At 32.3% G+C, this 16,864-nt stretch carries 16 protein-coding genes; 5 read left to right on the forward strand and 11 right to left on the reverse strand.

Translation table 11 applies throughout. The features are described from left to right. Window positions 1–491 precede the first annotated feature (491 nt). The gene (locus COO03_RS16435) at window positions 492–1,535 is read left to right on the forward strand and encodes a Fic family protein (RefSeq protein ID WP_097898202.1); all 1,044 of its coding nucleotides are present in this window, start codon (window positions 492–494) and stop codon (window positions 1,533–1,535) included. Between the two features lie 143 nt (window positions 1,536–1,678). Beyond that, complete coding sequence (gene fabI, locus COO03_RS16440; protein ID WP_097898189.1) at window positions 1,679–2,455, forward strand: enoyl-ACP reductase FabI; 777 nt, start codon at window positions 1,679–1,681, stop codon at window positions 2,453–2,455. Window positions 2,456–2,646: 191 nt separating this feature from the next. Here fabI and COO03_RS28160 read toward each other — a convergent pair whose 3' ends face one another. The 5 genes from COO03_RS28160 to COO03_RS16455 form a co-directional block, all read right to left on the reverse strand. Beyond that, window positions 2,647–2,874 (reverse strand): IS3 family transposase, encoded by a 228-nt coding sequence (locus COO03_RS28160; RefSeq protein ID WP_097898190.1) that lies wholly within the window; start codon window positions 2,872–2,874, stop codon window positions 2,647–2,649. Window positions 2,875–2,925: 51 nt separating this feature from the next. Beyond that, window positions 2,926–3,351 (reverse strand): DDE-type integrase/transposase/recombinase, encoded by a 426-nt coding sequence (locus COO03_RS16450; RefSeq protein ID WP_141523134.1) that lies wholly within the window; start codon window positions 3,349–3,351, stop codon window positions 2,926–2,928. Window positions 3,352–3,362: 11 nt separating this feature from the next. Continuing rightward, a complete protein-coding gene (locus tag COO03_RS26565; RefSeq protein WP_141523133.1) occupies window positions 3,363–3,506 on the reverse strand; it encodes a phBC6A51 family helix-turn-helix protein in 144 nt (47 codons plus the stop codon). 99 nt (window positions 3,507–3,605) lie between these two features. Continuing rightward, window positions 3,606–3,728 (reverse strand): hypothetical protein, encoded by a 123-nt coding sequence (locus COO03_RS27670; protein ID WP_255257257.1) that lies wholly within the window; start codon window positions 3,726–3,728, stop codon window positions 3,606–3,608. Between the two features lie 463 nt (window positions 3,729–4,191). Next, window positions 4,192–4,422 carry a CGEA protein gene (locus COO03_RS16455; protein ID WP_097898192.1) on the reverse strand — a complete coding sequence of 77 codons (231 nt, stop codon included), beginning with the start codon at window positions 4,420–4,422 and terminating at the stop codon, window positions 4,192–4,194. Between the two features lie 316 nt (window positions 4,423–4,738). Between COO03_RS16455 and COO03_RS16460 the strand changes: the two genes are divergently transcribed. Then, complete coding sequence (locus tag COO03_RS16460) at window positions 4,739–5,881, forward strand: glycosyltransferase (RefSeq protein WP_257132038.1); 1,143 nt, start codon at window positions 4,739–4,741, stop codon at window positions 5,879–5,881. Between the two features lie 251 nt (window positions 5,882–6,132). Here the strand turns inward: COO03_RS16460 and pseI are convergent, their stop codons facing one another. From pseI to pseB, 6 genes are read right to left on the reverse strand one after another with little or no spacing between them, the layout of a single operon-like run. Continuing rightward, a complete protein-coding gene (pseI, locus tag COO03_RS16465) occupies window positions 6,133–7,182 on the reverse strand; it encodes a pseudaminic acid synthase (RefSeq protein WP_097898193.1) in 1,050 nt (349 codons plus the stop codon). A 15-nt stretch (window positions 7,183–7,197) separates the two neighbouring features. After that, window positions 7,198–7,776: a formyltransferase family protein gene (locus COO03_RS16470; protein WP_097898194.1), complete on the reverse strand. Its 579-nt coding sequence runs from the start codon at window positions 7,774–7,776 to the stop codon at window positions 7,198–7,200. A gap of 17 nt (window positions 7,777–7,793) precedes the next feature. After that, the gene (gene pseG / locus COO03_RS16475; RefSeq protein ID WP_097898195.1) at window positions 7,794–8,879 is read right to left on the reverse strand and encodes a UDP-2,4-diacetamido-2,4,6-trideoxy-beta-L-altropyranose hydrolase; all 1,086 of its coding nucleotides are present in this window, start codon (window positions 8,877–8,879) and stop codon (window positions 7,794–7,796) included. Between the two features lie 5 nt (window positions 8,880–8,884). Continuing rightward, window positions 8,885–9,622 carry a cytidylyltransferase domain-containing protein gene (locus COO03_RS16480; protein WP_097898196.1) on the reverse strand — a complete coding sequence of 246 codons (738 nt, stop codon included), beginning with the start codon at window positions 9,620–9,622 and terminating at the stop codon, window positions 8,885–8,887. 20 nt (window positions 9,623–9,642) lie between these two features. Then, the gene (pseC, locus tag COO03_RS16485) at window positions 9,643–10,836 is read right to left on the reverse strand and encodes a UDP-4-amino-4,6-dideoxy-N-acetyl-beta-L-altrosamine transaminase (protein ID WP_097898197.1); all 1,194 of its coding nucleotides are present in this window, start codon (window positions 10,834–10,836) and stop codon (window positions 9,643–9,645) included. Between the two features lie 60 nt (window positions 10,837–10,896). Further along, complete coding sequence (gene pseB / locus COO03_RS16490; RefSeq protein WP_097898198.1) at window positions 10,897–11,862, reverse strand: UDP-N-acetylglucosamine 4,6-dehydratase (inverting); 966 nt, start codon at window positions 11,860–11,862, stop codon at window positions 10,897–10,899. Window positions 11,863–12,486: 624 nt separating this feature from the next. Between pseB and COO03_RS16495 the strand changes: the two genes are divergently transcribed. Together COO03_RS16495 and COO03_RS16500 are read left to right on the forward strand one after the other, a co-directional pair. After that, window positions 12,487–15,183 (forward strand): glycosyltransferase, encoded by a 2,697-nt coding sequence (locus COO03_RS16495; protein ID WP_230322491.1) that lies wholly within the window; start codon window positions 12,487–12,489, stop codon window positions 15,181–15,183. Between the two features lie 250 nt (window positions 15,184–15,433). Beyond that, window positions 15,434–16,669, forward strand: coding sequence for a surface carbohydrate biosynthesis protein (locus COO03_RS16500; RefSeq protein WP_230322490.1), 1,236 nt, complete (start codon window positions 15,434–15,436; stop codon window positions 16,667–16,669). Window positions 16,670–16,864 lie beyond the last annotated feature (195 nt).

Below are 16,864 nucleotides of genomic sequence, written 5' to 3' on the forward strand. Positions count from 1 at the left end.
AGCAGTAATTCAGATGTGAAACCCGAAAAGTATGATTGGTGATGGAAGTGTGACTTTGTATAAATACACATAAAAAACCACTCTTTTTGGATGGAAGAGAGGATCCGACCATGCATAGAAGCGATTAGGGCCTATTTTCGCCCCGTACCATGTTAAAACAAAGGGAGAAAGTGAGAGCGGTTCTCTTTTATTCTTCATAGCCGCGGTTTATATTTTGAAAAAACACAATGGAATTATACAGATACAGATCGGACAGGTTTATTTTTTCATTATGAAATATTTTGTATTTTAATAAAGAAGAGAATATGTGACGTTCAAAATGACATGATGGACGAACTATCGAATGAAGTAATGAGAGAAGTACATTGTCGTAAAGAGAATATAATCATTTGTAAAAAAAGAATATGTTTATTATTGTTTTATTATGTTTATGTTATAATAAAAATAATATTTTTTGTTTTTTTGAATATGATAAGGGGATGATAATGTTTATGATGTCATTTCGTAATGAAAGGTTAAATGATTTAGCTTTTCCGATGCATACGGTTCGCTTAATTAGTAAAATCAACGAGTTTAAAGGGAAACAAGAATTATACAAACAACAATCTCCGCAAATTTTGAATACATTAAAAAACGTTGCGATTATTCAAAGTACGAAAGCATCAAATAGTATTGAAGGTATTGTTATTACAAATCAGCGCTTAAAAGGATTAATGGAAAATAAAGTAGACCCAATGGATCGATCAGAAGGTGAAATTGCTGGATATCGTGATGTATTAGCTACGATTCATTCAGCATATGAAGCAATTCCGATCAATAGTAATGTAATTTTGCAGCTTCATAGGGATTTATATAAATTTGTACCATTAGAAGGAGGGAAGTGGAAAAATACGGATAATGTAATTGAGGAAAAGCTACCAACAGGGGAGAGATTTATTCGTTTTCAGCCACTTTCTGCCTTTGAAACCCCAAGAGCGATGGAAGAGTTATGTGAGTACTATAACGAATGTGTTCGTAAAGAAGAAGTAGATCCACTTCTTTTAATCTCTGCATTTATTTTAGACTTTTTATGTATTCATCCATTTAATGATGGAAACGGGAGAATGGCTCGGTTATTAACATTGCTTTTATTGTATCGTGCTGGTTATGAGGTAGGAAGATTTATCAGCTTAGAAAAAATTGTAGAAGAAAGCAAAGATTCGTATTATGAAATGTTGCGAAAGTCATCAGCAAATTGGCATAGCGGTGATCATAATATTTTATTTTGGACAAATTACTGGCTTGGCACAATGATTGCGGCATATAAAGAATTAGAGAGTCGTGTTGGAACAATTGAAACGACAAGAGGAAACAAGAGTCAGCGTGTAGAAGAGTTTATTACACATCGACTTGGTTATTTTACAAAAGAAGATATTCGGAATGCTTGTCCAGATGTCGCAGAAGCAACAATTAACCGAGTACTAAAGTCTTTGCGAGATCAAAAGAAAATTGAGCCCGTTGGTAAAGGCAGAAATGCGAAGTGGATGAAAATATAATGAGGAAATGACGTTGAACAAAATTGCATTGCTGAGAATCTGTGATTTTTTGTTTTGCCTTCTTTTAAATTTGTGATATGATATAAATATGTTACCAGGTACTAATAACTGATTATATTAAATAGATTTAGGGGGATAAATAAATGAATCTTCTCAACTTACAAGGAAAAAATATTATTGTTATGGGTGTTGCGAACCAACGCAGCATTGCATGGGGGATTGCTCGTTCTCTACATAATGCGGGAGCAAACTTAATTTTTACTTATGCTGGTGAGCGTTTAGAGAAAAACGTACGCGACTTAGCGGAATCATTAGAAGGACAAAAATCACTTGTTTTACCATGTGATGTAACAAACGATGAAGATATCGCTCGTTGCTTTGAAACAATTAAAGAAGAAGTTGGCGTTGTACACGGCTTAGCACACTGCATCGCATTTGCAAACCGTGACGACTTAAAAGGTGAGTTCGTTGATACATCTCGTGACGGATTCTTACTTGCACAAAATATTAGCTCATTCTCATTAACAGCTGTTGCAAGAGCTGCAAAACCATTAATGACAGAAGGCGGCAGCATTGTAACATTAACATACCTTGGCGGAGAACGCGTTGTATCAAACTACAACGTAATGGGTGTTGCAAAAGCATCACTAGACGCAAGTGTAAGATACTTAGCAAATGACTTAGGACAACACAACATTCGTGTAAACTCTGTATCAGCAGGACCAATTCGTACCCTATCAGCTAAAGGTGTTGGCGACTTCAACAGCATCTTAAAACAAATCGAAGAACGTGCACCACTTCGCCGTAACGTAACGCAAGAAGAAGTGGGGAATACAGCATTATTCTTATTCAGTGATTTAGCAACTGGAGTTACTGGTGAGAACATTCATGTGGATTCTGGGTATCATATTTTAGGGTAGTAAAGAATTTTATTAAGTTGTGGGATAGGTGTTAGCATTAGTGTACTGTTTTCAGTTGCTAAATAACTTATTTTGGATCACCTGTCCATCAAGCTAAGATAAATTTATATCCATATAACGAAAAAAACGCTATTCTTTTTGTGAAAATATGCAGTGGTCTGACCCCATTTGGTGAGACAAAGAAAAAACACCTATGCTACCTGTTTCTTGTATTCTATAGGAGACAGGTAGTTTAACTTTTCTTGAATACGTTCCGTATTATAATATTCAATATAATCGTGAATGAGTTGTTTGAGAGTAGAAGTTGAATGTAGTTGTTTTTCTTGTGAATAAAATAATTCAGATTTCAATGAGGAATGAAAAGATTCTATTACGGCATTATCATAGCAGTTTCCTTTACGGGACATGCTTGTGATAATGCCATTTTCTTTAGATAACGTTTGGAAAGCGTAGGAGGTATATACAGCACCTTAATCACTATGTAGCATAATTTCAGCTTCTTTTTGTGATTTTACCGCCTTCTCAACTGTTTTTAAGACGAGCGTTACGTCTTGTCTGTTACTTATTTCATACGCAATGATTTCATTGTTATATAAATCCATAATGCTTGATAAATACAACATCTCTGTACCAAATGGCAAATATGTAATATCTGTAACCCATTTTTCATTTGGTTTGGTAGCTTGAAAGTTTCGATTTAAGAGATTCTCTACAACAATCCTACTTTCTCCATTGATCCAGGTTCTTCTCTTTCTTTTAACCCTACATTGTAAACTTTTCTTTTGCATTATTTTCTGTACAGTTTTTCGATTCAAGTGATAATTATATTTTCGTTTCAATAAAGCAGTAACTTTTCGATGCCCATATCGAAAGTGATTTGTCATACAAATTGTCAAAATAGCCTGTTCTAATTTGCTTCCTTTATATCTTTCGCTTTATTTTTCCATCGATAATAAGTAGAACGAGGTATACCAATTAATATACATATCTCTTTAATGGAGTACTCATTTTTCATCAACTCCACTACTTCTACAACTACTTCTTTAACCAACTCCTCTCGATTTCGTGGTGCTTTTTTAAAATGTCTATTTGCATTTTTAATTTTCGATTCTCTATCTGAAGTTTCTCTATTTCAGTTATGCCTTCTGCACTAGCCTTTTGTAAGCGTACTTTGTTTTCCTACAGGGCAACTAAAACGATACGTTTCACCTTCACGATGCCACTTCATCCAAGTTTTAATCTGTGCTTTATTTTTAATTCCTAATTGATCCATAATCTCTTTGTTTGTGTACCCTTGTTTTTTCCTTGTCTTATTTCATTGAGGCACTTCAATTGATACTTACGATTTAGAGAGGTGTTTTTTATCGTCTCATTCTCAGGGTTCACTCCAAAAACAGAAAGGATGGCGTTTTTTATGGATTTTTCGATTCAGGACGAATTACAATTATTTGTAGAAGAATTATATCACTATGTATCGTCTTCGTTTTTTGATAAATTTGCTAGAGAATTAGATTAAAAAGAAGACAAAAGTTCTCTGATCGTGAACTAGCTACTCTTTGTATTTGTTTTATCAAACGATACAAAGAAACACCCAAGAGTCTAGCTATTGCGAGAAAAAGACAGCCTTTGACATATTGGATGTTGTCTATCAGTATACCTTGTCTTATTCAAAGATAGCTTAATTGTAAAAAATCCATTTAAGATATTTAGATTGTAAAAATTTTACAATCATTTAATTAAGAAGGGCCTATCACACTTTCTATATCTTCACAACTTATGAATATATAATTAGTAGATGGTGGTGTTATTGAACTTTCTTCTTCTAATATAACGAGACAAAGATCAGAATAAAATAAAACAAGAGAAGCTGGACCAATAATTTGTCCTGATCTGGTTGTAATTGTAACAATGGTTCCTGGTGGCCAAATATTAAATAAAAAACAAGCTATACCTTCGCAATTTGCCATATTTTTCACCTAACCTTAAATTTGATATTTGAATACGTGTTTTCTAAAGAAACATATAGTCAATATATGCAGAGGGGATATAGAATGTTTGGGTAAAGCAAACGTAGGTGACTTTTTTTGAATTAAAGGAAATAAAACCTTAGTGACCATCCGTTTTATGGTAGTGATTACTTGATGAGGGGGATACAACTTCGCCTTATTATTTCATGTGAAAATAAATGGTGTAATATTTTTGTTTGCGAAAATATATATTTATAAATTATGGAAGAAAACGAGTTGGAATGGTACATTAGAAGATTTAAATGAAGGAGGGAGAGTGTTGTTAGAAAGAGTCGGTGTTTCAAAAAAGAAAAGCATTTTATTTGTGATGAATCCTATAGGTGGAGGAGTAGAATACTATCAAAATACGTATATTGAAAAGAACAAGCATAAGTATAGAATTTATAAAATGACGTTTAGAGCTGGAATTTTTCGTATAGAAGATATAAATCAGGAAATCCATCTGTACGATGAGTTCGAGTTTCATAATTATGATGAAAATAGCTTCCGATTACTACTCAAGTCAATGGATATTGAATTAATTTATATAAATCATCTCATTAAATTTCCTATATTTGATTTTATAAAATTCATTCAATGTTCTGGAATTAATTATATTTTTTTCATACATGATTTTTTTTGTATATGCCCTCTCGTTAATTTGATTAAAAGGAATGGTCCTTACTGCAATAATGAAACAGATGTGAATATATGTATGGCGTGTTTGAGTGGAGGAAAGGAAACAGATATTCAAACTTGGAGAAAAACATTTGAATCTTTTTTATCAAATGCTCAGAAGGTAATCGCTCCAAGCAACAGTACAAAAGAAATTGTAAAAAAACATTACCCTAACATTGCTATAGATGTACAGGAGCATCTTTTATCTCCTAATATCCACTATACATATACTCCTGAATTTGCAAGTGAAAAAAAGCTTAATGTTGCCTTTGTAGGAAATATGCACAAAAATAAAGGGTCGCATATTTTATATAGACTAAAAATGGAAATTGAAAGGAGGAAACTGCCTGTTTGTATAAAAGTAATTGGGTTAACAGACCGGCATAAAAGAAGATTTGTCAGCCCAAGTGGACATTTTGTTGTAACAGGACCATATGATAATAAGGAAATTTCTAATATTTTGGCAATACATAAAATAGCTATCGTTATAACTTCTTCTATATGTCCGGAGACATTTTCTTATACAACCAATGAGGCTATGTTTTCAGGGTATCCGGTCATTGCATTTGATATGGGAGCACCAGCGGAGCAAATAAGAAAATATAAAGGGGGATGGATTCTGAAAGAAGTAAGTAGCCAGAGCATCTTACAATTATTACAAAAAATTTCAATAAATCGCGGTGAAATTTTGGAAAAAGCGCGTAATTTATCGGTAGCTTGTCAAAATAAAGAGATTTTATAATCTTTTCATCAATGAAAAGAAGGGAAAGATTAAAATGGTAATTGTGACTCTTAAAGATCCGTAGAACGGCTGCAGATAGAGAGTTGTTTAGAGGCTTTTTCAACCATATAAAATGAAAGAGGGGCTATTTGACAAAATATGATAATAGCCCCTAATAGAAAATGCTTCATAAGTAAAAAAATGGTGAAATTCATGTGGAAATTTGATTTACAGAGACAGGAATTTTATTTTTCCATTTAAGGAGTTTTTCGTTAAATCAAATCCCAATTTACAGGTGTTCCCTTAACAACATCTTTTTTTACTTTTTTTCCTAGTAAAATAGGAAGGTATTTTGGTGCCAAACCATACCCGGGTCGAATGGCTTTTATATTTTTTGTTGTTACAAGATCACCAGCTTTCATATCTTGTGCCACATATAGAGAACGTCGAAACTTCAATGAGTTTTTTTCTATATTAGTTGGCCCATAATAAATTTTTCCTAGCGCCTTCCATGCTCTTTCTGTTTCAATAACAAGAGATTTTAGTTCATCTGGTTCCATTGAAAACGTGGAGTCCACTCCTCCATCAGCCCTAGATAAAGTGAAATGCTTTTCAATTACAGTCGCACCCATTGCAACACTTGCGATGGCTACTCCTACTCCCAATGTATGATCTGATAAACCCACTTCACACTGGAATAATTCCCTCATATGGGGGATTGTATGAATATTGGTATTTTCCGGAGAAGCTGGATACGTACTCGTACATTTTAACAAAACAAGGTCTGTACACCCCGCTGCCTTAGCGGCCTTGACAGTCTCATCTAATTCTGAAATTGTGGCCATACCTGTCGAGATAATAAGTGGTTTCCCAGTAGAGGCAGCTTTGCGGACTAGGGGGATATCGGTATTTTCAAAAGAAGCAATTTTATAACAAGGGACATTTAGAGATTCTAGAAAATCAACTGCAGTTTCATCGAATGGGGTGCTGAATGGGATTATACCTAGTTCTGTACACTTATCAAAGAGTGGTTTATGCCATTCCCATGGCGTGTAAGCTTGCTGATATAGTTTATAAAGTGTGTTTCCTTTCCATAGGCTGTTTGCATCTTCTATTTTAAATTCTTTGTTATCTATATCGAGTGTCATAGTCTCAGCTGTGTAAGTTTGAATTTTTAGAGCATGTGCGCCAGCTTGTGCTGCAGCTTCAACTATTTGTAATGCACGTTCTAATGACTGATTATGATTTCCAGACATTTCGGCAATGATAAATGGTTGTTGATTACGACCTATTTTTCTTCCGTTAATTTCAACTTCTTTCATTTTATCTTCTCCTTCCTAACTATTCATTTTTCCTTTACCTATTATATTTTTTACTGGCGTATTCCATCCATCAGTTAGTAAATGTAAATACTTTTCTTTATCGTTTAATCTATGATAACTGCCGCCAGGAGATTGTGGCTTCCTCATAACTGTTCCAGAACGAATTAATCCCCAATTTTCAATAAAAAGTCGTTCTATTTTTTTGCATAGTCTATCATAAGCGGTTTTTAATGTATCATTTTCCTTGTAGGGAACTTTCAATTGAGCGATGATATCTCCCGTATCTAAGCCGTTATCTACATAATGAATTGTAATTCCTTTAGGTGTATTTTCAAGGAAACTCCATAAATTTGGATCAGCCCCCTTATTCCAAGGAAGATAAGATATATGCAAGTTAATAATTTTGTTATTAAATTTCTCTACAATAGAAGGAGGAATAATATATCTATATCCATAGCTGACAATGAAATCAATATTAGTAAGAATAGATGAATAAATAGTTATTTTATCTTTGCAACAAACAACGTTATCTCCTGAGGATTTCAGAACACAGGATAAATTAAAACAATTGGAGCCTAACAATAGGATATTCATAATGTTTTCCCTGCCATCTAATATTGTAAAATCTCTGATACTACACGTATTTTCCCAAAACCATCCACAATTTCTAATGCCTTTTTAGAAGACTCCTCTAAATCGAAGTTCTCGCTCTTAACAGCCTCAATAGCATTAATAATATCTTTCTCATAGATTTCTTCTGATTTTCCAATATAAAAATCAATACCTAAATTTCCTACCGCTTTACATATTTCAATTTGATTATACGCTACTGAAATTAATAGTGCGGGTAACCCTAAACAATATCTTTCCCAAGTCGTCGAACCGCCAGCACATATTGCTAGATCGGCTTCATTCATTAATCTAGACATATAATCAATATTATAATGGAAGGTCATATTTGGATGTTTTCTGCATAAATGTTGGATGACATCTTTTTGAGGATTTGATCGTCCGATAACTATATCAATAAGAAACTGTTTACAGTCTATTGCTTCTAGAGCTTTGATTACTTTAGATGTTTCATTAGTGGGATCACTTCCACCAAAAAATATGAGTACTGTTTTAAGGTTGCTAGTTCTTTTTCTTAAATTTTTCCGTACTTTTAAAAATTCTGCCCTTAGCAGTGCATATTTGGGACCTAATAATCTTATACAATTTTTAGGGAGTAATTTTTTATACCTGTGGTTTATATTTGTATAATAATTTTGATCGAGCAGTACATCACACATATGTAATCTATCTGCTAAATCATCTATAACCATTATATAGCGGGTGAACTTCTTTAATTTTTTCTCCCATTTTTTATCTAAAGCATAATGGTCTACAATAAGCCAATCAACAAAGTGAGTGCTCTTACGCATGATTTCTATTGTTTGTTGAGCATCAATTTCCCAACTCGTTTGAAGCCATTGAGCGTGCGCGGTATTACAATTATTTTTTACTAACCTTATCTTGGATAACATATATACTGTGTATCCCTGAGTTTTTATAAAATTACACATATGGCCATCTAATTCCCTAGATATAAAAGCTACCCGATGTCCCAAATTTTTAAATTCCTTTGCTAAGGTTAAACATCGCATAACATGTCCTGTTCCAATCTCTATAGAAGCATCTACACGAATGAATATGTTCATTTAATTTACATACCTATCTTCTTTTGTTCTATATGACTATTAATATAAAACAGATCTGGTTCTTGTTTTAATAAATTTAAAATATCGCTGAAAGAAAACCGGTTATTAATTGGATATAATCTTGTAATAATGTTTTTAATAAGAAGAAAGTCTTCTTTCGTGTCAACAGTCCAGCGATGTTTACTTTCATCTAAGTCATGTTGGACATTTAACATTTTAAATTTCCTAGGGTTGTTATATATATAAGCAGTCACATGCTCACGATATGATGGCTCATTTGCTTCTCCATATGCTCGTTTTAACATTCGATAGGGTATAACCTCTGTATCTAGTCCTCTCGGATAAGTACGGGTTAGTGTGTTAGATATATAATCATATTTATTTTGATGTTTTAAATAGCAATTAACTATCTTATCAATAATGTCAGGATCAATAATGGGACAATCTGAAGTTAATCGAACTATAACATCCACAGAAAATTGTTTTGCAGCTTCATAATAACGTGATAATACATCATCTTCTGCTCCACGATAATAAGGAACAGAAATTTGCTTACAAAGCTCTATGATTGGATTATCTTTTTTGTTTGTAGTAGTCGCTACAATAATTTGGTTAATTGTTTTTGCTCTTTTTACTCTTTCAATTTGATATTCTAATAGAGTTTTATCAAGAACTTTTTTCATTATTTTCCCCGGAAGCCTAGTTGAACCCATTCGAGCTTGAATAATAGCGGCAACTTTCATTTCATCACCTTTGTATTCATTTATTTTTTATAAAAATTTATTACTTTTTTAACCGCATAAATGACATCGTTAGCGTCTTGTTCACTCATTTCTGAAAATAATGGTAGAGTAATGATACTTTCATATAATTTTTCGGCATTGGGGCAAATTCCTTTCTGATAACCTAATTTTTGATAGTAGGGTTGTAAATGAATTGGAATGTAGTGAACGTTAACACCGATATTTTCTTGCTGTAATGCTTGAAAGATTTCTTTTCGATCAACTTTCAGCATTGGTAAATTTAACTGAATGATATACAAATGCCAACTTGAATCAACATGATCTGATTTTTTTGGAAGAATAACTTCAGGTAAATCTTTTAGTTCCGTATCATACATTTCTACATACCGTTTTCTTTTAGTGATAAAAGAATCTAATTTTTGTAGTTGTGATAATCCGAGAGCGGCTTGGATATCCGTCATTCGGTAATTATATCCAAGAAATTGCATTTCATAGTACCAAGGGCCATGATTCTCAGTTAGATTATTGGGATCTCGTGTGATCCCGTGTGTTCGAAACTGAAGAAGTTTTTGATGGTAGTCTTCATTATTTGTTGTAATGATTCCACCCTCGCCGGTTGTAATCTGTTTGACAGGATGAAAACTAAACATGGTCATATCGCTAATTGAACCAATTTTTTTCTTTTTATACGTAGCTCCTAATGCATGGGCTGCATCTTCTATTACTATTAAGTTGTGTTCTTGGGCGATTTTTAAAATTTCTTCAAGTTCAACTGGCTGTCCTGTAAAATGTACAGGTATAATTGCTTTTGTTTTATCTGTAATCTTATCTTTTACTAATGCAGGATCAAGATTATAAGTATCGGATTTAATATCTGTAAATACTGGCACTCCGCCTTGATAAAGAACACAGTTGGAACTGGCAGCGAACGTCATTGCTGTCGTGATGACTTCATCATCATTGGATATCCCTGCTGCAAAACATGCTCCATGCAATGCCGCCGTTCCGTTTGAAAATGCTACGGCATATTTCGCACCTACATATGCTGCCGTTTGATCTTCAAATTGTTTTATTGTTGGACCGGTTGTAATAAAATCACTTTTTAAAACGTTTATTACTGCTTGGATATCATCTTTATCAATGGATTGTTTGCCGTATGGCAAATAATGATCCCGTACGGGCTTTCCTCCATGAATCGCTAAAAGATGCTTCATAATTATTAATGCTCCCTTATATATTATTTTAATTAATTTAAGTTAAATTATTCTCTTATTCTATTCATTAATTAATCTTTTTAACTCATTCTTTGTTAACCAATGTTCATTTTTATCACTTGTATAACTAAAACCTTCTGGAAGTGGTTTGCTTTCACTTGAATTTATTTTATCCCACCAATTAAATTCTGGTTGAATTATATAATAACCTTTAAATTCCAAAGTATGACGTGCATCATCTTCAGTTATCATAGTCTCATGAAGTTTTTCTCCTGGACGGATGCCTATAATCTCAATTTTACATTCAGGTGCAATTATTTTTGCCAAGTCTGTTACTTTCATACTTGGAATTTTAGGAACAAAAATTTCCCCGCCCTTCATTCGTTGAAGATTATCAAGAACAAATTGCACCCCCTGATCAAGTGTTATCCAAAATCGTGTCATACGTTCATCTGTTATAGGGATTTTCCCAGTTTTTTTTATGCTTTTAAAAAATGGCACTACACTGCCTCTGCTGCCTACCACATTTCCGTAACGTACTACTGAAAATCTTGTATTCTTTCTCCCTACATAAGCATTTGCTGCAACAAAAAGTTTATCTGATGCTAATTTTGTTGCACCGTATAAGTTAATTGGAGAGGCAGCTTTATCTGTACTTAAAGCAATGACACGTTGCACTCCACAATCTATAGCAGCTTCAATTACATTCTGAGCACCATAGATATTTGTTTTAATGGCTTCAAACGGATTGTATTCACATGCACCTACATGCTTCAGAGCAGCTGCATGAACTACAATATCGACCCCAGCAAATGCTCGGTATAAACGAGTTTTATCACGTACATCCCCAATAAAAAAACGAATACGCGAATCGATATACTCTTGAGCCATTTCGTATTGCTTTAACTCATCACGACTAAAAACAATGATCTTGCTTACACCAAGTTCCAGTGCTTTTTTTATAAAGCTTTTTCCGAAAGAACCTGTTCCACCAGTAACTAAAATTATTTTTCCTGTTAAATCCATTTTATTCACAGCCTTTTTTATTGAATACATTTTCTTTATCTATTACTATGAATAGTTCGGAAAAAAGTTTGGGTATCATCTCTATATTTCCTTATAGTTTTCTCGAAATAGTAAATAAGCCTAGATTGTAATTGTACTTTACCGTTTTTTTATTTCTTGGTTCAGGAAATGATAAATCTGTTTAATAACTTCTTTTATATTATGGAAAGTCTAGAAATCAAAATCTTCATTTTTAGATACAAGAGGTATCTTAAGGTTTTCTAATCTAAAAGTGTTATATGTTCATAAGTTATCTAAGCACAGAGAGGGGATTATTTATTAAATATAGAGCATAATGCACCATCTTTTTTCAAGCTAGGCTATGTAACTATACAAAAAGAAAAACAAAACATAGCATGATAAAAGTAAAAGCCTAAGTCCGATTTCTATTGTTCGATCGCATAGTTTATACAAATCATTAGTAGTGAATAAAAACATCGATCGTGTATAATTAGTCGACTATAAAACTAAAATAATAAAAAAATGGATCTTCATTAATAAAAAAGTATATATATCTTTTAATTTTAACACTGGAATATTTTGTTTTTAATTATAGAATGAATTATATAAGCGAGGGTGAACAATGTGTTGCAAGGATTTTTAAATTTCAAAGGGCAAGAAACGATAAGGACAAAGGATTTGTTTAGAAATATCAAAAATAATTTCACCTATGAGTTTTGGGTAAAGCCTCAAAAGGAACTTAGCTTAAGTTGGAAATCAGATGAAGGAAAGTATAGCATTTCCGGTCAAAGATTCATTATTAGTCCGGGGAAATCTGCAATTGAACAAAAAGATGAATCGGGCACTGGGATATCAGTTGGAACGAATGGTATAACGGTATATGAACATAGTTGTAATGATGTATTTGCTCTACTCACATATGAGATAAAAATAGACGATTGGACTCATATAGCGATTGTTTATGAAAATAAAACTCCAAACTTATATGTGAATGGAAATTTTGTGAAAAAAGGATTAAAAAATACTAAGAATAATATCTTTGCATCAGGAAATATTGGAGGATGTGAAGTATACGGATACTTTGAAGGACAAGTAAATCATTTGAGGATTTGGGATTATTCAAAAAGCGAAAAAGAGATTAAATTCCATACAGATAAATATTTAAATGGTGACGAACAAGGATTGATTTTAAATTTGAACTATGAAAAGCCAACGGATATCCAATCTATTTCGAATACAAACGAAGAAGCTGATGAACTATCTTTTTTAAATGATTCTATTCTTGATCAATTTAGTTTAGAAATATTTAATGAATTAAATTATGTTGAATATAATAATAACTTACTTCAAGATACTGTAGTAGATGTGATTATACCAATATATAATGGCTATGAATTTACAAAGAGATGTATAGAAAGTATATATAATAATGCAGATCTTCAATTTAACTTATTTTTAATTAATGATGCGAGTACAGATGAACGAATAGGTGATTTTTTGGAGAACTTGAAATCTAAAAAATCACCTCAAAGCTTAAAAAACTTAGTGATTATACACAATGATAAGAACCTGGGATATGTAAAAAGTATTAATAAAGGCCTACTTTTAACAACAAATCATCCCATTTTATTAAATAGCGATACAGAAATTTCCCCTCATTGTTTTCGGCGTTTAATCAACCCTATTTTAGTAAATGATAAAATTTCATCAGTTACTCCTTTCTCAAATAGTGCTACGATTTGTTCTTATCCAAATTTTCTTCAAGACAATGAATTACCGTACGATATGAATATAAATGAAGTCGATTCATATTTTTCAAAATATATCATTAACAAAGGGATAGTAATCCCAACAGGCGTAGGCTTCTGTATGGCATTAAATAGAAATGTTATTAATGGTATCGGAATCTTTGATGATGAGGTTTTTGGCAAAGGGTATGGCGAGGAAAACGATTGGTGTATGAGGGCACAGCATAAAGGCTATCAAAATATATTGATTCCAAATGTGTTTGTTTATCATAAACATGGTGTAAGTTTTAATCAAATAGATGACAGTAAACAAGAGCTAATGTCAAGTAATTTAAAAAAATTACTTAACCGATACCCCGATTATAATAAAATAATACAAGAATTTATAAGGTTGGATCCGATAAAAAATATAAGAGAATTCATGAAAAGTGTAATGGTCGCCGATAAATATTCTTATAGAAAGGGCAGATTATTTATTGACCATGGCTCAGGTGGTGGTGCCTCAATCTATCAAGCTAACTATATAAAAACATTAGAAGATGATGAGAGGATATACACGTTAACACCTGGGACAGATTATGTAATTTTAACTGATCATAATCATTCTGAACCAATACATTATAATCTTAAACTAAGTAAATTAAATGAAATGAATTTTAAAAAATTATTAAGTGCTTTAAGAATAGATCTAATTTTTATTAATCATTTAGTTAAGTATCCAATTGAAAAGATGTTCAGCTTAATAAAACACTCACTGGTGGATTATTGTTTTTTTGTTCATGATTTTTATTGTATTTGCCCAAGTTATAATTTAATTAACCATGAAAAGAAATATTGTAATGCTGAAACAAACCCAGAAATCTGTCAGGGATGTATTGCAAAATTATATTCAAAAGAAACTATTAACATTGAAGATTGGAGAAAAGCGTTTCATTCTTTTTTGGTAGAGGCCAAAAAGGTGATAACACCTAGTTATAACACGAAAGAAATTCTTTTAAAATATTATAAAGATATCCAGATAGAAGTAAGAGAACATTCCATTGATTCAAAAATAGCATACACTTTTAATAAGGATTTTTTAAATAAACAAGATTTAAATATTGCTTTTCTGGGGGCAATCGATTTGCCGAAAGGGTCAGGCATTATATATGAATTAAAGGATTTAATTGTTGAAGAAAATTTGCCAATAAACATAAAGGTGATTGGTATAACAAATATTCATTTTAACCCGCACAAAAGTGATGAAGGTAAGTTTGAAGTAACAGGAAGATATGAAGTTGATAATTTATCAAAAATATTAGCTGAAAAAGAAATAGCATTGGTGATTACTCCTTCAATTTGTCCTGAAACGTATTCGTATACAACAAGTGAAGCGATGTTATCGGGATACCCTATTATTACATTTAATCTAGGTGCTCCTGCTGAAAGGGTGAAAAAATACCAATGTGGATGGATTATTGATAATGTAACTAGTACTGAAATATTAAACTTATTAAAAAGATTATTAAAAAACAGAGAAGAAATTAATGAGAAAGCAACAAAATTAAAAAATTTTCAGGAGAGAGATGAATGATAGGTAAATATTAATGGATTCAGTAGGTTTATTCTGCTATTTGTGGGCAGCAAGACCTCACCTCAAAATTTCGCAAAAGCAAAGAAGTTAGGTGTGAGCTGCCCGTAAAAGCTCGATTGGTGAGGGTTAGTAAACAGTGGGGATGAAGAAATTCTTCGTTAATTAAAATTTCACTTTATAAGAAAAACATAATCTATGCTACTAAAGGTAAGATTATTTTCGATTGAAACAATAAGAAGGGGTGATGTTTATGTCGCAAAAGTTTCTTTATTTACCAATCGAATCAAAAACAAGGGAATTAGATGCAAAATTACTCTTAGCCTATTATGCAATTAAAGAAAAATATCGAATTATTCTGGGAACACATACGCCTATTCTTGCTCATTTGGAGTTATTACCTAAGGGGATTATTTGTTCAAAGGGAACTCCTTATGGTGATGCAAGGAAAGAATATATGGATCATGCATATAAACTAGGCTATTCTATCGTCGAATTAGATGAAGAAGAAGGATTATTCCTTAACAGTAATAATTATAGCCGTCTTGGAAAAGATGATAAGTATGTTAAAATACTCGAGCATGTATATTGCTGGGGAGATGCTCATAAAGAAATAGTTACAAATACTTTTCCTGAATTTAAGCAGAAATTTCATTTAACTGGTCATCCACGGTTCGATCTGCTCAAGAAAAAGTTCCGGGGTTTATATAGTGATGAAGTTAAAATGATTGAACAAAAGTTTGGAGATTTTATTTTAGTGAATACAAGATTTACTCAATATAATCACTTTTTAAGAGGATTTAATCCTAATGAACGTTATATAAAGAAGGTATATGAACATTTTATCCAATTAATTAAAGAATTAAGTGGGAAATATCCAAATCTTAATATTGTCGTTCGTCCTCATATTCATGAAAATTTGGAAAGTTATCGAAAAGAATTGTCGGATTATAAAAATGTGTTTGTTGCCCATGATGGTAATGTTGTTATGTGGATTTTAGCTTCGAAAGTAGTTATACACAATCGTTGTACGACAGGCATTGAAGCTTTGTTACTTGATAAACCAGTAATTGCTTATATGCCGATTGATTATGAAAAAGAGAGAAAATATTTACCTAATGCAGTTACCCATAAATCAGTAAATAGTAGTGAAGTATTCAACTTAATCGGCTTCTACTTATCTAAAGGGGAAATGGATGAAGGGAAAAAAATTCTATCAAAAAATTATTATGGGGCTATGGATGAAGAAAACTATGCGTATAAGAATATTATTAGTTTATTAAATAAAATCAGTTTAACGGGTGAAAGTTCCATTGAGGAATCGTCTGTAAGAGCGCTCTCTACAATAAAAGGGAATCATACGTTGACTTCAGAAGAAGAAATAAAAAGTTTCTTTAAAAAGTTGGATTTAATAGAAATGAATGAAGATGGAGTGAGTGTTCGAACATTAGCTCCTGATTTGTTTGAAATAACCTCTAATAAAAGTTGAGTCCTTGCTTTCTGTGAGACTTAACGTAACTTCCTTATTTAGATAAAACCTTTGTTACCAAGGGTTTTATTCACGTTGTTGAAAAAAGATCTTGTCAATGAAAATGTCACCTAAAAGGTGACATTTTCACAGGCTGTGGAGAAAGTCTTCTCCACAGCCTGTTTTTGTGTCTGAACCTTTTTTATCTGTCAACAC

The organism is Bacillus sp. AFS098217 (assembly GCF_002551815.1).
Taxonomy (GTDB): domain Bacteria; phylum Bacillota; class Bacilli; order Bacillales; family Bacillaceae_G; genus Bacillus_A.